This is a genomic window from Agrobacterium burrii, from assembly GCF_017313405.1.
GTDB lineage: Bacteria > Pseudomonadota > Alphaproteobacteria > Rhizobiales > Rhizobiaceae > Agrobacterium > Agrobacterium burrii.
Genome location: NZ_JAFLNA010000023.1, coordinates 1 through 17,202 on the forward strand (window position 1 = coordinate 1; position 17,202 = coordinate 17,202).

Annotated in this window: 12 protein-coding genes; 4 read left to right on the forward strand and 8 right to left on the reverse strand. The window is 59.1% G+C overall.

Annotated elements, in window-relative coordinates:
- Positions 1-233: 233 nt before the first annotated feature.
- The 3 genes from JZX89_RS27930 to pepN all read right to left on the reverse strand — a co-directional run bounded on the left by JZX89_RS27930 (position 234) and on the right by pepN (position 5,911).
- A complete protein-coding gene (locus tag JZX89_RS27930; RefSeq protein ID WP_149898916.1) occupies positions 234-2,570 on the reverse strand; it encodes a PAS domain-containing sensor histidine kinase in 2,337 nt (778 codons plus the stop codon).
- A 237-nt stretch (positions 2,571-2,807) separates the two neighbouring features.
- Entirely contained in the window at positions 2,808-3,128 is a 321-nt protein-coding gene (locus JZX89_RS27935; RefSeq protein WP_207136072.1) for a carboxymuconolactone decarboxylase family protein, read from the reverse strand.
- Between the two features lie 134 nt (positions 3,129-3,262).
- The gene (pepN, locus tag JZX89_RS27940; protein ID WP_207136073.1) at positions 3,263-5,911 is read right to left on the reverse strand and encodes an aminopeptidase N; all 2,649 of its coding nucleotides are present in this window, start codon (positions 5,909-5,911) and stop codon (positions 3,263-3,265) included.
- A gap of 472 nt (positions 5,912-6,383) precedes the next feature.
- On the opposite strand from pepN, the gene JZX89_RS27945 reads away from it, so the two are divergent.
- Positions 6,384-7,322 (forward strand): DMT family transporter, encoded by a 939-nt coding sequence (locus tag JZX89_RS27945; RefSeq protein WP_207136074.1) that lies wholly within the window; start codon positions 6,384-6,386, stop codon positions 7,320-7,322.
- 377 nt (positions 7,323-7,699) lie between these two features.
- On the opposite strand, the gene JZX89_RS27950 is transcribed toward JZX89_RS27945, so the two are convergent.
- From JZX89_RS27950 to JZX89_RS27960, 3 genes are all read right to left on the reverse strand, one after another.
- Positions 7,700-7,891: a hypothetical protein gene (locus JZX89_RS27950; protein WP_003509784.1), complete on the reverse strand. Its 192-nt coding sequence runs from the start codon at positions 7,889-7,891 to the stop codon at positions 7,700-7,702.
- A 152-nt stretch (positions 7,892-8,043) separates the two neighbouring features.
- Complete coding sequence (locus tag JZX89_RS27955) at positions 8,044-8,955, reverse strand: uracil-DNA glycosylase (protein ID WP_207136075.1); 912 nt, start codon at positions 8,953-8,955, stop codon at positions 8,044-8,046.
- Positions 8,956-8,998: 43 nt separating this feature from the next.
- Complete coding sequence (locus JZX89_RS27960) at positions 8,999-10,297, reverse strand: Hsp70 family protein (RefSeq protein WP_207136076.1); 1,299 nt, start codon at positions 10,295-10,297, stop codon at positions 8,999-9,001.
- 431 nt (positions 10,298-10,728) lie between these two features.
- Between JZX89_RS27960 and JZX89_RS27965 the strand changes: the two genes are divergently transcribed.
- The gene (locus JZX89_RS27965) at positions 10,729-11,706 is read left to right on the forward strand and encodes a GGDEF domain-containing protein (protein WP_207136077.1); all 978 of its coding nucleotides are present in this window, start codon (positions 10,729-10,731) and stop codon (positions 11,704-11,706) included.
- A gap of 22 nt (positions 11,707-11,728) precedes the next feature.
- Here JZX89_RS27965 and JZX89_RS27970 read toward each other — a convergent pair whose 3' ends face one another.
- Complete coding sequence (locus JZX89_RS27970) at positions 11,729-12,517, reverse strand: SDR family oxidoreductase (RefSeq protein WP_207136078.1); 789 nt, start codon at positions 12,515-12,517, stop codon at positions 11,729-11,731.
- A gap of 80 nt (positions 12,518-12,597) precedes the next feature.
- Here JZX89_RS27970 and JZX89_RS27975 point away from each other — a divergent pair, with 80 nt between their 5' ends.
- Positions 12,598-13,518 (forward strand): cation diffusion facilitator family transporter, encoded by a 921-nt coding sequence (locus JZX89_RS27975; RefSeq protein ID WP_207136079.1) that lies wholly within the window; start codon positions 12,598-12,600, stop codon positions 13,516-13,518.
- Positions 13,519-13,610: 92 nt separating this feature from the next.
- Here JZX89_RS27975 and JZX89_RS27980 read toward each other — a convergent pair whose 3' ends face one another.
- A complete protein-coding gene (locus JZX89_RS27980; protein ID WP_246746820.1) occupies positions 13,611-14,357 on the reverse strand; it encodes a GGDEF domain-containing protein in 747 nt (248 codons plus the stop codon).
- A 797-nt stretch (positions 14,358-15,154) separates the two neighbouring features.
- On the opposite strand from JZX89_RS27980, the gene JZX89_RS27985 reads away from it, so the two are divergent.
- The gene (locus JZX89_RS27985; RefSeq protein ID WP_207136081.1) at positions 15,155-16,819 is read left to right on the forward strand and encodes an electron transfer flavoprotein-ubiquinone oxidoreductase; all 1,665 of its coding nucleotides are present in this window, start codon (positions 15,155-15,157) and stop codon (positions 16,817-16,819) included.
- Positions 16,820-17,202 lie beyond the last annotated feature (383 nt).

Here is a 17,202-nt window from a genome sequence, read left to right on the forward strand (position 1 = left end):
GCGGAAGGTCTTTGTGGGGACGGTGAAGAATGGTGGTTAGGGTTGGTGGGTGTGGCTTACCCCCCTCTGCCCTGCCGGGCATCTCCCCCACAAGGAGGGAGATCGACCCGCGGCAATCGCTCGATCATCTCAAACGTTGTGAATTTGTCGGTGAGCATCCTTCTCGCTGATCTCCCTCCTTGTGGGGGAGATGCCCGGCAGGGCAGAGGGGGGTAAGCCCGGACTGCCAATATTCAATGCACCGTCCCACAATGCCCCGCCGCATGCGGAATAATAATCGTCACCACCGTACCCCGGCCCTCGCAGGACCGTATCTTCATCGTTCCCCCATGCAGCTTCACAAGCGAGCGGGAAATCGCAAGCCCGAGACCGGAGCCGCCCTGGCTCTTGGCATATTGGCTCTGCACCTGCTCAAAGGGCTGACCGATCTTTTCCAGCGCCTGACTTGGAATACCGATGCCGGTATCGGCGATGGTGAGGATCATCGCGGCTTCATGCACATGGGTGCGCAGCGCAATGCGGCCGCCATCGCCGGTGAATTTTACGGCGTTTGACAGAAGGTTGAGCATGATCTGCTTCATGGCGCGGCGGTCGCCTTGCATGGTCAGTCCGGCGCAGACCTTCTGCTGCACGGTGATGTTCTTCTGCTCAGCCTGAATGGCGGTCAGACGCAGCGTTTCCTCGATCAGTGGTGCGAGATCGATGGTCTCGCGGTTGATGCGCATATGGCCCGCCTCGATCTTCGACATGTCGAGAATATCGTTGATGACATTGAGCAAGTGCTTGCCGCTGTCATGGATATCGCGGGCATACTCAGAATATTTCGGCGAACCGACCGGCCCGAACATTTCGTTCTGCAGGATTTCGGAAAAGCCGAGAATGGCGTTGAGCGGCGTGCGCAACTCATGGCTCATATTGGCCAGGAATTCGGATTTCGCCCGGTTGGCGGCCAGAGCGCGCTCTTTTTCGGCGAGGTAATTGGCATTGGCGTCGGAAAGCTCGGTCTTCTGCCGCTCCAGCTTGTGCTGTGAGGCGGAGAGATCGCCGATGGTCGCCATTAGCCGGCGTTCGGAATCGCGCAGCCGTTCCTGATGGCGCTTGAGCAGCGAGATATCGGTGCCAACGGAAACAAGGCCGCCATCATGGGTGCGGCGTTCGTTGATCTGCAGCCAGCGCTCGTCGGCCAGCTGCACTTCCGTGGTGCGCGACAGACCGGACTGGTCGGCATCGGCCACGCGACGCTCCACCACGGGGCGGGCTGCCGCCGCATGCACGGTGCTTTTTTCCGTGCCGGCCACCAGCACGCTGTCCGGCAGGCCATAGGCCTTCTGATAGTGGGTGTTACACATCACCAGACGGTCGTTCTTGTCCCAAAGCACGAAGGCTTCCGAGGTGGATTCGATCGCATCTGCAAGGCGCTGGTCGGCCTCGGCGTAACGCTGGGCCAGGCGATGCTGTTCGGTGACGTCCATGGCGATGCCGATGACGCGCGGGCCGTTACTGGTGCGAATGACCTGGGCGCGGGCGCGCAGCCAGACATAGTGGCCCTTGGCGTGGCGCATGCGGAAAATCTGGTCGATCTGGCGCAGGTTGCCGCAGCCGACGGCACGGGCAAGCTCATAGAGATTGCCGTCTTCCGAATGCATCATCCGGGCAGCATCGGAAAAGGAGAGTGGTGCAGCTTTGGGCGGCATACCCAGAATTTCGTAAAGCGAGCCGGACCAGAACATGCGGCGCGAGGAAAGATCGAAATCCCACAATCCGCAGCGGCCACGCGACAGCGCCGTTTCCACCCGCAGGTTGGATTCAGCGAAGATGTCGTCGGCGTCGCGGGCGCGCTTCACCTGCATGTAGTAGGCGTAAAGCACCACGAGCAGGATCGAGGAGATGCCGGCAAACAGCGTGACATTCATGGCGATTTCGCTGCGCCAGAAGGAGCGTATCGGCTGCAGCGAGCGCGCCGCAATCACCATCGCGCCGTCGTCGCCGAAGGGGATCATCGTCGCATAATGCTGCTGGCCGTCAATATTGGTCTCGATGGTGCCGGGGGAGCCGGGAAAACGCTGTACGATGGCGATTTCCGGAAGCAGGGCGGGAAGCGACGTGCCGATATAGAGCATCGCTTCCTTGCCGGCGCCGGCAAAAATCCGGCCATTGCTGCCGGAGAGCAGCACCATGGTGCCATCGGCAAGGCTGCCCGATGGCAATGCTGCGACAAGGCTTGCCTCGGCCCGGGCGCGATCCTGCGAGGTGAAGACCGTGCCGTTGTTGACGAGGGCCGCCTTGGCGGTGAGCGCGGTGAGTGCGGTGGAGTGGCGGGCGGCCTCTTCCATGCGGCTGTATTCGGCAACGATGCCGAGCATGCGCGAGGCTGCAACAACGACCAGAAAGGCGAGGATGAGAATGGGGATCAGCCGCTTCAGCAGCGTCTCGACCTGCGGCGCCGGGCGGTCGGAACCATTCATCAAACCCATCAGGTCGCTGGAGAGCTTCTCGCCCCAGGCCGCAAGATCAGAAAATTTGGCATACGGCCGCTCATCGCCCGCAGTCGCCCGCCGCACGTTCGTCATTGTCCCGCCTTTGTGATGTCCCCATGATTCGAAGCGCCGCCGCTCGAATATGGCTAGTGAATCAAATGCGATTCGCCCTGTCCAGAGGCAAAAGTTAAAAGAATTTTAACCCCTTGAACCGACTCCGTATTTTTTCGGGACGGTTTCGCCCAGCCCCGTCGAAGTCGGGAATTATGAGCGAAATCAGTGATCCGGCACTCCAGTGCCGGCTGTCGCGGGAGGCGGGGGAAGCGGCTTTCAGACGCCGTCGAAGGCGTCGAGAGCGGGGCCAAGCGCGCTGACGACGCCGTTTCCGGCGGCCGGCAGACCGGTCAGCACCGCGCTGATGATATCGTCGCGGCTTGCACCACGCGCCTTGGCTTCCATGACATGAAAGGCGATGCCGCTTTCAAGGCGCAGGGCGGCCAGAATGCCGATATAGATCAGGCTCTGGGTCTTCACATCAAGCGTGGATGCCACAACCAGTTTCTGCACGGCGTGAAGCCATGCCGCATTGTGGGCGGGAGCGTCCGTCATGAAGCGCTGAAACGAAGCGCTGGCCCTGGACATGTCGGTCATCTGCAATTCCTTCCTGCTGCCGGGCCGGTTTGGCCCCTTGAGACCATCATGTTGCGCAATGCATTACGCCGCCTTGATGGATATCAAGACGGCGTATCGGCATGTTCGAAATGATGGCAAAGCGGAAGTTTGGGTTAGCCCTTCAGGATGCGCCCGACAATGTCGCTCACATCCGTGGACAGGCCGTTGGCGTCAGCAATGGTCGAAAGTGCCGCCCTGGCGTGTTCGGCGCGGCTCGCCTCCAGAGACCGCCATGAACGCATGGAGGTGAGAATGCGCGCGGCAAGCTGCGGGTTGCGTTTGTCGATGGCGATGATCTGTTCCGCCAGGAACCGATAGGCCGCGCCATCGGCACGGTGAAAGCCGGTCGGGTTGGCGAAGGCAAGCGTGCCGACCAGCGAACGCACCCGGTTCGGATTGGTGGCGATGAAATGTTTCGATTTCATCAGCGCCTTGATGCGATCAAGCGCGCCGTCGCCGGGAATGGCGGCCTGCAGCGAGAACCACTTGTCGAGAACAAGCGCATTGTCGGCGAAGCGCGTTTCGAAAGCCGTAAGCGCTTCTTTCGTCTCGGCACTGTCGGGGAAACGCTGGGTCAATACGCTGAGCGCATGGGCGAGATCGGTCATGTTGGTGGCGTCGGCATAGGCTTTTGCCGCACGGGCAGGGGTTTCCTCGGCAAAGGCAAGGAAGCTGAGCGCGCCGTTGCGCAGCGAGCGTCGTCCGGCACTGTCCGCATCCGGGTTGTAGGCCTCGCCGTTACCCGCCGCTTCCGCAAGCTGCCTGAAGGTTTCAAGCCCGGCTGTTGCGATCGCCTTTATGGTGGCGTTGCGCGCCTTGTGAATGGCGTCCGGATCGGTATTGCCACCCAGTTCGCGGGCGATATCCGTTTCGCTTGGCAGCGCCAGCGCCTGTGCGCGGAAAGCGGGCTCGAGCGAGGAATCGCCGACGATTTCAATGAGCGTTGCGATGAGTTCGGCGTCCGTGCGCACTTCAGCGCCGTTCTGCACGGCTTTGGTGGCGGCAATCAGTGCCGGCAAGGCGAGATCGGTCAGCGCCTGAAAACGGGCAAACATATCCGTCTCGTGCCGGGCGATCTGCACCAGATCGGCGGCATTCTGCTCGAAATGCAGATTTACCGGTGCCGAGAAGCTACGGTTGATCGACAGCACGGGCCGCGACGAAATGCCGGAGAAGGAGAAGGTCTGGTTGCGCTCGGTCAGGTGCAGTACACCATCCCGATATTCGCCGCCGGCGACTGTCTGTGGCTCGGCGATCTGACCATTGTCGAGAATCAGCGCCAGCGACAGCGGAATGTGCCGTGGCTGTTTTACCGGCTGTCCGGGTGTCGGCGCCACGGTCTGTTCCAGCGTCAGGCTGAACGTGGCCTTGCCGGCATCATAAGCGGAAGAGACGGAGACCAGCGGCGTGCCAGCCTCGGTATACCACAGCGAAAACTGCGACAGATCGCGGCCGCTGGCATCGGCAAAGCTCTTGACGAAATCTTCAACCGTTGCGGCTTCGCCGTCATGACGTTCGAAATAAAGGTCCATGCCCTTCTTGAAATCGTCAGCACCGAGGATCGTGGCGATCATGCGGGTGACTTCGGCACCCTTTTCATAAACGGTCGTCGTGTAGAAATTGTTGATTTCGCGGTAGGTATCGGGACGCGGCGGATGCGCCAGCGGACCGGAATCCTCCGGAAACTGCTCCGATTTCAGGTGGCGTACATCGGCGATGCGCTTGACCGGGCGCGAGCGCATGTCGGCGGAAAATTCCTGATCGCGATAAACCGTCAGGCCTTCTTTCAGGCACAGCTGGAACCAGTCGCGGCAGGTAATGCGGTTGCCGGTCCAGTTGTGGAAATATTCATGTGCAATGATGCGCTCGATATTGGCGTAGTCGGCGTCAGATGCGGTTTCCGGGTCGGCCAGCACGAATTTGTCGTTGAAGACGTTGAGACCCTTGTTCTCCATCGCCCCCATGTTGAAATCGGAGACGGCGACGATCATGAAGATATCGAGGTCGTATTCGCGGCCGAAACGTTCTTCGTCCCATTTCATCGAACGCTTCAGCGCGTCCATCGCATAGGCCGCACGCGGCTCCTTGCCGTGCTCGACATAGATTTTCAGCGCCACTTCACGGCCGGAAACCGTGGTGAACGTGTCTTCCACCACGCCGAGATCGCCGGCGACGAGTGCGAAGAGATAGCTGGGTTTCGGATGCGGGTCGAACCAGGCGGCGAAGTGCCGGCCTTCATCGTAGTTGCCACCGCCGAGGAAATTGCCGTTCGACAAGAGCAGCGGATTGCCTTCCTTCGCCGCGATGATCGTCACCGTATAGGGCGCCAGAACATCGGGACGGTCGGGGAAATAGGTGATGCGGCGGAAACCTTCCGCCTCGCATTGGGTGCAATAAACGCCATTGGTGCGATAAAGCCCCATCAGCTGCGTATTGACCTGCGGATTGATGTAATTGGTGACGCAAATCTCGAAGGGCGTTTCCGCCGGCAGATTACGGATGGTCAGGCTGTCGGGCGTCGCGTCATATTGGCTGGCAGGGATCTCGACCTGATCGAGCAGCAGGCCTGAAAGCGTCAGCTCGTCGCCATCAAGAACAAGCGGTGCCTGTGGGTCGACGCCTTCGCGCCGGTGAAAGATCAAACGGGCTTCGACCTTGGTATGCTTGGGGTCGAGTTCGAAGGTGAGATCCACCCGCTCCAGAACGAAATCGGTGGGGCGGTAATCTGCCAGGTGAACGATCTGGCCCGTGTCTGTTCGCATGACTGTTCCTGAATAACTTAGCGTGGTCTTCCCGCCATCATGTCGTCATAAGGCCGGGATGTAAAATAGGTGGAGTATTCGTCACGTTCATGTGCGCATCGGAGGACATTCTGTCCCGCCATAAAAGGCTTTACCGGTCATGCAGACGATCCTCCCGCCGCCGGACCCATGGACCATCGCAGCAAATGTTGAACGATTGCTGAAATTGTATTTTATTTTCTTCAAATTTTAGCGGGTTTTGGTTTTAGTCTGATTCTTCCCCGGCTCGAGGCCGGAGTGACCGACGGGAAGGCAACAGCCGCGGGAACAATCTCTTGCCAGATCAACCGAATTCATGGGTGAATAACATTTTTTGATGTAAAGGCCGGAAGGAATGTTCTAGCCTTGCGCAAATCCAATTCCCCTGCGTCGTCCTACCCGCATGAAAAGTCTCCCGATGGCGTGTTTGCGCAGCCGATATGAGTAACTGCCAATGAACGCCGAACCGACCAATCCCTTCCGCGGGATCAGCATGAAGCTGATTTCGGTTGGCTTTTTTCTTGTCATGCAGACGTGTATCAAGGCCGCCGGTCCCGATGTGCCGGCCGGCCAGATCACCTTCTTCCGTTCCGCTTTCGCCATTATCCCGATTGTCGTCTATCTCGCCTGGCTGCATGCGCTGCCAAGCGCATTGCACACCAACAATCTTCTCGGTCATTTCAAGCGCGGCTTTCTCGGCATCCTGTCCATGGCCTGCGGCTTTTACGGGCTGACCATGCTGCCGCTGCCGGAATTCATCGCCATTGGCTACGCATCGCCGCTGCTGGCGGTCGTCTTCGCCGCTTTCATCCTGCGGGAGAAGGTGCGCGTCTATCGCTGGAGTGCGGTTTTCGTCGGCATGATGGGCGTGCTGGTGATTTTATGGCCGAAGATGACGCTTCTGCGCGAAGGCGGCTTTGCCACCGGCGAGGGGCTGGGGGCAATTGCCGTGCTGTGTGGTGCAGCCCTTGGCGGGCTGGCGATGATCCAGGTGCGGCAACTGGTCGATACCGAAAAAACACCGACCATCGTGCTCTATTTTTCGCTCACCGCCACCCTGCTGTCGCTGGTGAGCGTGCCCTTCGGCTGGAGCGCGCTGAGCATGACGCAGGCCGTGCTGCTGATCACCAGCGGCATCTGTGGCGGCATTGCGCAAATCTTTCTGACCGAAAGTTACCGCCATGCCGAAGTCTCGGTCATCGCGCCCTTCGAATACAGCTCCATCATCTTCGGGATCGCGGTCTCCTACGTCCTGTTCGGAGACATCCCCACGCTCACCATGCTGATCGGCACGGCGATCGTGATCCTCGCCGGCATCTTCATCATTTTCCGCGAGCATCAGCTGGGGCTGGCGAGACGGGCGGCACGCAAGGCCTCGACACCGCAGGGGTGAAGTTGCCGTTCCCCGATGTGTTCCGTTGAAGTTGATGACGACGGATATTTCTTCTCTCGACATCATCCTCGGGCTTGTCCCGAGGATCTGCCAACGTTTTGATTTTGTTGAGGTGATTAGATCCTCGGGTCAAGCTCGAGGATGACGTCGCGAGAGAAATTCTACCCTTGTGCCCTCAATTTGATGTCATGAGCGTGCAGAAATCTGAACCGGACAACACTACGAAAAGCCCGAGGATGACGTCAGAGTATTTGGCAAGGTTCATAACCTCGCCGTCTCTCTCAGCAAAACCCACAAAAGCAAAAGGCGCCTTCCCGAGGAAAGACGCCAGCGCGCAATCATATATGTGGACCAGCTTTATACTGGCCTGAATGCTCTCAGCGCTCGCGGAAATCCGCAAAGACAGCCGAAGGACGCGTCACGCGGACCTGCTGCATGGCAGCGCGTGCGGTCATCTGTTCGTTAGCGGCAGCGCCGAAACGATGGTAACCCTGACTGGAGCGTGGGCCGAGGCCCGCCAGACGGAGCGTTTCAAAGCCGGAATGCACCGGACGGAAGCGAGTGGTCATTGCCTTGGTTCCTTAAAACCGAATTCCTCCCAAGACACGACGGTATATCGCAGCGCAGCATGGATTCGGCAAGCCAGCCAAATGCGTCGCTGTTATGCGAATTGCGCATGGCTTTTTTCATAATTCGTTTACACTGAGCAGAAATAAGGCAATCAGCCTTGCGTAATCTTGGTCTGAAAAGCCAATAAGTCCTGCCATGCCAATGACTTGGAGGCTGGAGCGTTCAAAAGTTCCTGCGGGTGCAGGCTGGCCAGAGCCGGCAAAACAAGGTGCCCGGCTGCGACATCACGCCACTGTCCGCGCATCGTATGGATCGTTCCCGTGCCGCCGAAGAAGAAACGTGCGGTGAAGTTGCCAAGAAGCAACAGGTGTTTCGGCTCCGCCAGCGCGATCTGACGCTCGATGAAGGGGCGGCAGATATCCATTTCCGCCTGAGTCGGCGGGCGGTTGCCTGGCGGCCGCCACGGCACGACATTGCCAAGCATGATGGTGCTGCGTTCAAGGCCGATGGCTGCAAGCATCCGGTCAAGCAGAAGCCCGGTCTTGCCGGCGAAGGGCAGGCCCTCGCGGTCGTCATCGGCATCCGGCATGGGGCCGAGGATCATGACAGGGGACGCGGGGTCGCCTTGGGTGAAAATCGTGCTGCGAGCGCTGTTCTTGAGATTGCAGCCGCTGAACCCTTCAAGCGCGGTTTTCAGCTCGGCAAGCGATCTTGCGCTTTCGGCTGCAAAACGCGCTGCCGCGACGGCCTGTTCGTCCGGCATGGCAACATTCTGCTGAATGGCGGGGGCAGGTGGCGCGCCGCGTGCCGGTGCCTGGCGTTTCGGCTGCTGCTGCGGCGAGTGCTGGGGCGTATCGCCGCTGCGTTCCATCGGTCGCTGGCTGGACTGGCGCGCCGCTGCGCCCGTCTCCTGCCCCTGCATCGGCCGGGCCGGGCGGGCGGCGGCAAATTCGGCAAAACGGTCGAGCGGCTGGTCTTCCAGCAGCCAGTCCACGCCCGCATCGGCATGGAAATGCAGGAGGGCGGCAAGTTCGGCCGGGGAGAGGTCGTGGGCGGCGATCATGGGTGGAAATTATCCCATGTTCCCCGCCCGGGGAACCCGTAAATCACGCTGTCCAGCGCTGAATGTCGCCGCTTTCGCCGATCATGGCCAGACCGTGGGCAATCGACAGCAGTTCGCCACCGGTTTCGATCTTGTCCGCATCGAAACGACGGGTGAAAAGCTCCCGCACCGCCGGCACGAAGGAGGTGCCGCCAGTCAGGAACACCTTGTCGATGGCTTCGGGGGCTACCTGCGTCTTTTCCAGCACCTCGTCCAGCGCCCCTTCGATCTTGGCGAGGTCGTCGGCGATCCAGCCGTTGAAATCGCTGCGTTTCACCATCTTGCGTCCGGCCTTGCCGAGCGGCGTGAAGTTGAACTCTGCCTCTTCCGCCGAAGACAGCGCCATCTTGGTGGCGGAAATCGCCTGATAAAGCGGGTAACCCTCATCATGGTCCACCAGATCGATGAACATTTCGAGCTTTTCCGGCTCCAGCGCCGAGCGCACCAGCGATTTAAGAGCGGTGAATTCCTTAGAGGTCTTGAAGATCGACAGCTGGTTCCAGCGGCCGAAATTCACGTAATAACCGGATGGTACGTCCAGCACCTTGTCGAAACTTTTGAACTTGCTGCCCTTGCCGATTTCCGGCGAGACCAGATTGTCGATCATGCGGAAGTCGAAATGATCGCCCGCCACGCCGACGCCCGAATGGCCGATGGGGGTGGCGGAAAGCTTGCCGGCATGGGTCTCGAAACGGATCAGCGAATAGTCGGTGGTGCCGCCGCCGAAATCCGCCACCAGCACATTGGCGTCCTTCTTCAGGCTCTGGGCGAAATAATAGGCGGCCGCCACCGGCTCATAGACATAGTGGATTTCCGGAAAACCGGCGCGCGTCAGCGCCTCGTTATAACGGGCAAGCGCCAGCGCTTCGTCCGGATTGCCGCCAGCGAAACGCACCGGCCGGCCGGCGATGACGGTCGAGACGTCGCCCGGCCATTCGTCACCCGCATAGGTTTTCAGCTTGCGCAGGAACACCTCCATCAGATCCTCGAAGCTCTGGCGCTTGGCGAAGATCAGTGTGCCCTGAAACAGCGGCGAGGCCGCAAATGTCTTGATCGACTGCAGGAAACGACAGTCGCCAGCATTGTCGATGAATTGCCGGATGGCGGCATGGCCCGCCTCCACATGCAGCGCGGCCGCACCAAGGCCTGCATCCTTCATGAAGGAAAGCGCCGTGCGCATGCTGTCATCCGTGCCGGCGCTGCTGGTGAAACGCATGGAACGGCTGTCGCCGTTACCGTTGGAAAGAGCCATGACCGTGTTGGTCGTGCCGAAATCGAGGCCAAGTGCCCGCTTTTGCGTCATCGCCATATCCTTGTCGCCGAAAGAAATATTCGCCCGGCCCTTGGGTGGCCCGGCGTGAAAATAAGGGATGCCTTTGGCGTCCCGATGTCAGAGGAGGGCGGTTGATTGCACAGGGCAGATGGAATGGCAAGCGTCGGCCGCCGTTTTTCGGCCGATCGCTGCCGGAGGGGCTGTCCCCTTTGCCTGAAGGGGGCTGGGGAAACATCTATAGGGCAGCGGATGGTAAACGATTTGCTTATGCGAGCATGAAAGAATGCAGATAGTTTTCTACAATATCTTTAGGGGTTTGCGGTTATAATGGTACAAATCGGAAGATTAGGTGGCAAGGCAACGGTCGGGTCCACATGTACTAAATACTTTATACTCGAAGAATATAAATCGAAGTTCTTATATTGCGTTTCACCTGTTGACTTCCCAACCCGGAAATTTTGATGTCCCGCAAGATGACCAATTCCCTCCTGGAAGACGTGCCGTTGGACTGTCCCGAGTCGGTGCGGGGCGAGATCGCGGTTTTCAACCGGCAGCTTCTCAACCTCATGGAAGCGTCGCAGCAGGGTTATGCGCTTTTTGACGGCAGCGACGAGTTGCGTTTCGCCAATACGGTGTTTCGCAAGGCGCTCGGCATCGGCCCGGCTGGTTTTCCGAGTTGGGTGGACCTTATGCGTAGCGGGTATCGCAGTTCCACCGGCACCGCCGTCGAAACCTCCGATTTCGAACTCTGGCTGCGTTCCGCCAGAACGCGGCGCGGCAAGCTGCCCTTCCGCACCATTGAGACCAGTCTCAATGACGGGCGCTGGGTGCTGACGACTGAAACGACGTTGCCGGGCGGCTGGATGCTGTGCGTGATCACCGATATTTCCGAACTCGGCATCGAATTGCGCGATCTGCGGCAGGAGCGCGACAGGGCGTTGAAATCGGCGTTGAGCGACGAACTAACCGGTCTCGGCAACCGCCGTTATGCCATGGATAGCCTCAATCACATGCTCGGTCCCAACAAGGCGCAGGCGCTCGCCGTCATCATCATGGATATCGATCACTTCAAGGCGGTGAATGATCGCTTCGGACATGCCTGCGGCGATCTGGTTCTCAAGGATTTCGCCGCGCGGCTTTCCGCGAGCGTCGGTCGCGACGATCTCATCGGCCGGATCGGCGGAGAGGAGTTCCTGCTGGTCCTTGGCGGTTCGCGGATGCATAACGCCGAGGCCGTCATGCAGGGGCTGCTGTCGTCGCTGGCGGATGCGTCACCGCTCGGGGATATGCCGGATTTCCGCTATAGCTGTTCGGCCGGCATCGCTTTTGCCAATCCCGGTGAAAGCGCCAGCGACGTTCTGCGCCGCGCCGACACGGCCCTTTACGAAGCCAAGAATACCGGCCGAAACCGCTTCGTGATCTACGAAACGGTCTCCTGACGGGTGTATGTGTTGGCGGCTGTCAGTTCGACTTCGCTGCGCCGCCATCCACCCGCAGCATCGTGCCGGTGATATAGCTTGCCGGCACCGAGCAGAGGAAAGCGCCGGCGGCGGCAAATTCTTCCACCGTGCCGAGGCGACCGGCCGGAATGCTCTTGACCGAAGCTTCACGGATTTCCTCGACGCTTTTGCCCAGACGTTTGGCGTTGGCGCCGTCCAGCTCGTCGATGCGGTCGGTGTGGATACGGCCGGGCAGAAGCAGGTTGGAGGTGATGCCGAAACCGGCCACTTCGCTGGACAGCGTCTTGCTCCAGCCCACCAGCGCGCCGCGCAGGGTGTTGGAGAGCGCCAGATTGGCGATGGGTTCGAACACGCCGGATGAGGCGACGGTGAGGATGCGGCCAAAGCCCTGTTCCTTCATCTGCGGCAACAGCGCGTTGGTGAGCGTGATGACCCGCAGCACCATCGACTGGAAGAAGGTGTCGAGCTTCTCGGTCGTCATCTCCTGTGCAAGGCCGGGCGTCGGGCCGCCGGTATTGTTGACGAGAATATCGATGCCGCCCAGCTTGTCGTTCACGGCCTGAACCATGGCCTCGACGAAATTGTCATCGGCAAGATCACCCCAGACCCAGTCGGCCTTACCTTTGCCGAGCGCATTGATTGCCTTGCAGTTTGCAGCCAGCTTCTCGCCGCTTCTGCCGACGAGAAGAACGTTTGCGCCTTCCTTGGCCAGCGCCGTGGCAATGCCCAGCCCAAGGCCGCGAGAGGAGGCGAGAACGAGGGCGCGTTTGCCGGAAATGCCGAAATCCATGGGGTTTGTCCTGTCTTGTGAGGAGTGTCTGTGCTGTTTATAGGAAGGTGGCGTCCGATTTTGAAGGTCAAATACACGTCATGACAGAACAATCTCTGCTGAAGTTTTCCATCGCCGTCACGGTCCTGCTGGCCGCGTTCGGCATTGGCGCGGGCCTGTTCTCCGGTTCTTTCGCGGTGGTGTTCGATGGCGTTTATGCGCTCACCGACGCCTTCATGACGGTGCTGGCGCTGCTGGTGGCGCGGCTGATCGCGGCCTCCGCCGCGCCGCGCCCCGGTGGCAGACTGGCGGAGCGCTTCACCATGGGTTTCTGGCATCTGGAGCCGATGGTGCTTGGCCTCAACGGCACACTTCTGATGGGCGCTGCGATCTATGCGCTGATCAATGCCATCGACAGCCTGATGGATGGCGGCAGATCGATCGAGTTCGACTACGCCATCATCGTCACCTTCTTCAGCTTCGCCGTCTCGCTTGCCATGGCATGGTTCGTCAAAAGGCAGAACCGCCGGCTGAAATCCGCCTTCGTGGCGCTGGACGCCAAAAGCTGGCTGATGAGTGCGCTCTTGAGCATCGCGCTGTTCGTCGCCTTCGCCATTGGTTATGGCCTCACGGGAACGACCCACGCGTGGATCGCCCCCTATATCGACCCCGCCGTGCTCGCGCTGGTCTGCCTCGTCATCATCCCCATGCCGCTCGGCAATGTGAAACAGGCGCTCGCCGATATTCTTCTGGTCACCCCGCTGGAATTCAAGCAGCATGTGGATCGGGTGGCGACAGAGACGGTGGGGAAATTCGGCTTCGCCTCGCATTATTCCTATGTCGCCCGCGTCGGCCGTGGCCGACAGATCGAACTCTTCTTCATCGTGCCGAAGAACTGGCCGGCCCGACGGCTTGAGGAATGGGATGCGATCCGCGACGAGATCGGCGATGCGCTGGGCGGCGAAGGTGCGGATCGCTGGCTGACGATTGTGTTTACGACGGATGAGGAATGGGCGATTTGAGGGGGGCAGTTGATGCGAGGTGGCTGACTACGTTTGGTCGCTTCTGGTCCGAAGCCACGCCTCTAAGGAGGAACAGTTTGCGTCGACTGGAATTATAGAGCTGACACCCGGTTGCGACCGGCGCGTTTTGACAAATACAAGCCCTCGTCGGCGCGTTTGAGTATATCGCTGGAAAAGCGATCAGGCTGGCCGAATTCGCTGACACCGCCGCTGATAGTCGCTTCGTAACGCAGGCTTTGCTTCAGGGTGATCGGAACATTCTCACGCAGTCGCTCGGCAATTTCCAACGCATCGTTACGATGGGTGCCCGGCATCACAACCACGAACTCGTCTCCCCCGAAACGGGCAATCACATCGTTCTGGCGCAGGTGCTGTCGGCACAGGCGCGCAATTTCCACCAGGGCCATGTCGCCTGCGTGATGCCCCATCTGGTCATTAAGCTGTTTGAAATTGTCGAGATCAAATACGAGTAAAGAAGTCTGCGACTTTTCTTGTTCAAAGATCGCTAACCGGTGGTCGAGCGTCTCAATCAGCTTGCGTCTGTTATATAGCCCCGTCAGGGCGTCGGTTTCGCTCAGTTGGCGGAGCTTCTGCTGGACGTCATTCTTATCGGTAATATTGCTCGCTACCCAGACAACGGCAGCCTCGCCCTCTACTTGAAAATTGAGCGCCTGAACGCGGCCTTCGAACCAGATGGAATGACTGGGACCGTCGCCGGCTCCTTTGACATCACTGCCGCTGAGTTCATATTCGACGATATGGAGCACACCGCTTTCCAGCGCCTTTTCAATTTCGGTAGCGAACCACCTTGCCTTCTCCTCTTTCAGCATCTCGAACATACTACGTCCGACAAGACCGCTACCGTCATGGTAGTGTCTAAGGTCTTTCCCTCCGAATACAGCCGCATAACGGCCACTGCGCGTCAAGATGAACGCGGGGTCTGGAAGGGAGGAAAGGATGGAAATCAATTGCTGCTGTGTAAACAAGGAATCGCTTTCTCACATTGCCTGACGACGTGGCCCTGCTACAAAACACCCGTATGTGCACGCACACATGGCACGTATTTCATTTGCAGATCAGCCTGCTGGTTCCTCCAGATTGCCACAACAGCATTTCACTTTTCTTAAATGCTAAATTATGGGAGGTGCGAAAGGCGTTCCCGACTGACCAATTGAGACAACCTTGTCACTGACGGGTCGGTGTTTGAAGCGATACTGCTTGAGCACTACATCACCGATATCAGCTTTAACTTCGACCGTGATAGGCGCTCTGCTCGTCGCAGACTGGGCCTAAGTCAGCCATTGCCGACGAATGTGAGCCTTGTGCGCAATTGGTGTAATGCGGAAGTGCCAGCTTCCCCAAACACCAACCACTCTTGACGCACATACGTATCGATCTTATTTTATTACGTGAACGTAAAAGTAATAAATCAATCATCAGGTTGTCTGACAATTGACTGGCCTGCGACATGTTTTGCCGCTATAGAAGCTCGACAAAGGCGTCTTGCTTTGCGAAGACAGGGGAGGCGGACTCCTTGTTGCGCACGGGCTTTTTACCTCGCACCGGCAATGCCCTGTCGATGCCGGAAAGCGGATATAATAACAGCCGGATGGGACCGGCGATCTGAGAGGACGAGATGACGGAAGCGATGGAACTGCCCGAACGCGAAGCGATGGAATTCGACGTTGTGATTGTCGGAGCGGGTCCTGCGGGTCTTGCCGCCGCGATCCGGCTGAAGCAGGTGCAGCCTGAGCTTTCGGTCGTCGTTCTCGAGAAGGGTGCTGAAGTTGGCGCCCATATCCTCTCCGGTGCGGTGGTTGATCCCATCGGCATTGACCGGCTGTTGCCCGGCTGGCGCGAAGAGGAGGGGCATCCCTTCAAGACCGAGGTCAAGGACGACCAGTTCATGTTTTTAGGCCCGGCCGGCTCCATCCGCCTGCCGAATTTCATGATGCCGCCCTTGATGAACAATCACGGCAACTACATCGTCTCGCTTGGGCTGGTCTGTCGCTGGCTGGCGGAAAAGGCGGAAGGGCTCGGCGTCGAGATCTATCCGGGCTTTGCCGCCACCGAAGTGCTTTATAATGACGAAGGCGCTGTCATCGGTGTCGCCACCGGCGATATGGGCATCGAAAAGAACGGCGAGCCTGGCCCTGCCTTCACCCGCGGCATGGAACTGCACGGCAAATACGTGCTGATCGGCGAGGGTGTGCGTGGTTCGCTCGCCAAGCAGCTGATTGCCAAATTCGACCTGTCGAAGGATCGCGAGCCGCAGAAATTCGGCATCGGCATCAAGGAACTCTGGCAGGTCAAGCCGGAACACCACAAACAGGGCCTCGTGCAGCACTCCTTCGGCTGGCCGTTGGGCTTCAAAACCGGTGGCGGTTCGTTCCTTTATCATCTGGAAGACAATCTGGTTGCCGTCGGCTTCGTGGTGCATCTCAACTACAAGAACCCCTATCTTTATCCTTTCGAGGAATTCCAGCGCTTTAAAACCCATCCGGCGATCCGAGATACGTTCGAGGGCGGAAAGCGCATTTCCTATGGCGCGCGCGCGATCACAGAAGGCGGTTACCAGTCGGTGCCGAAGCTGACCTTCCCCGGCGGGGCCCTGATCGGCTGTTCGGCCGGTCTCGTCAACGTGCCGCGCATCAAGGGTAGCCATAATGCGGTGCTGTCGGGCATGCTGGCGGCGGACAAGATCGCCGCGGCGATTGCAGCCGGCCGCGCCCATGACGAGGTAGCGGAGATCGAGGCCGAATGGCGCGACGGCGATATCGGCAAGGATTTGAAGCGGGTGCGCAACGTCAAACCGCTGTGGTCGAAATTCGGCACGCTGGTTGGCGTCGGCCTCGGCGGTCTCGACATGTGGACGAACCAGCTGTTCGGCTTCTCGGTCTTCGGCACGCTGAAGCATGGCAAGACGGATGCGCAAAGCCTCGAGCCGGCTTCGAAGCACAAGCCGATCGCCTATCCCAAACCCGATGGTGTTCTGACTTTCGACCGGCTGTCCTCGGTGTTCCTGTCCTCCACCAACCATGAGGAGGACCAGCCGGTGCATCTTCAGGTGAAGGACATGGAGTTGCAGAAGCGCTCCGAACACGACGTCTTTGCCGGTCCTTCGACGCGTTATTGTCCGGCCGGCGTTTATGAATGGGTGGAGAAGGACGGCGAGGAGGTCTACGTCATCAACGCCCAGAACTGCGTGCACTGCAAGACCTGCGACATCAAGGATCCCAACCAGAATATCAACTGGGTGCCGCCGCAAGGCGGTGAGGGGCCGGTTTACGCCAATATGTGATGTCGCAGAGGCATCCGCCGTCATCCTTGGGCTTGTCCCAAGGATCTAAACACGTCGCCAAAATCAATTTGTTGCAGATCCTCGGGACAGGCCCGAGGATGACGTCGTGCTTGGGTTGAGGGCCAGCGTTGGTTTAAGCCAATGTGTGATCCGGCTGAAAGAATGCGTTTTCGGCATGATGGCAAAAAAGACATCCACAGCCTCTTTGCCCCCTGCCTATTTGTGGATTGCTCTTCGATTTCTTACATATAGGATGTTGGGGTGTCCTGCCGTCAACTGGCCCGTGGAATGCGGAATGGAAATGCGGTAACGCCTTGAATGTGCATATGGTCCCCAGGGGCGGCTCAAGTTTGCGCCGTCGCTCCGGTGGCAGGGAGTAAGAG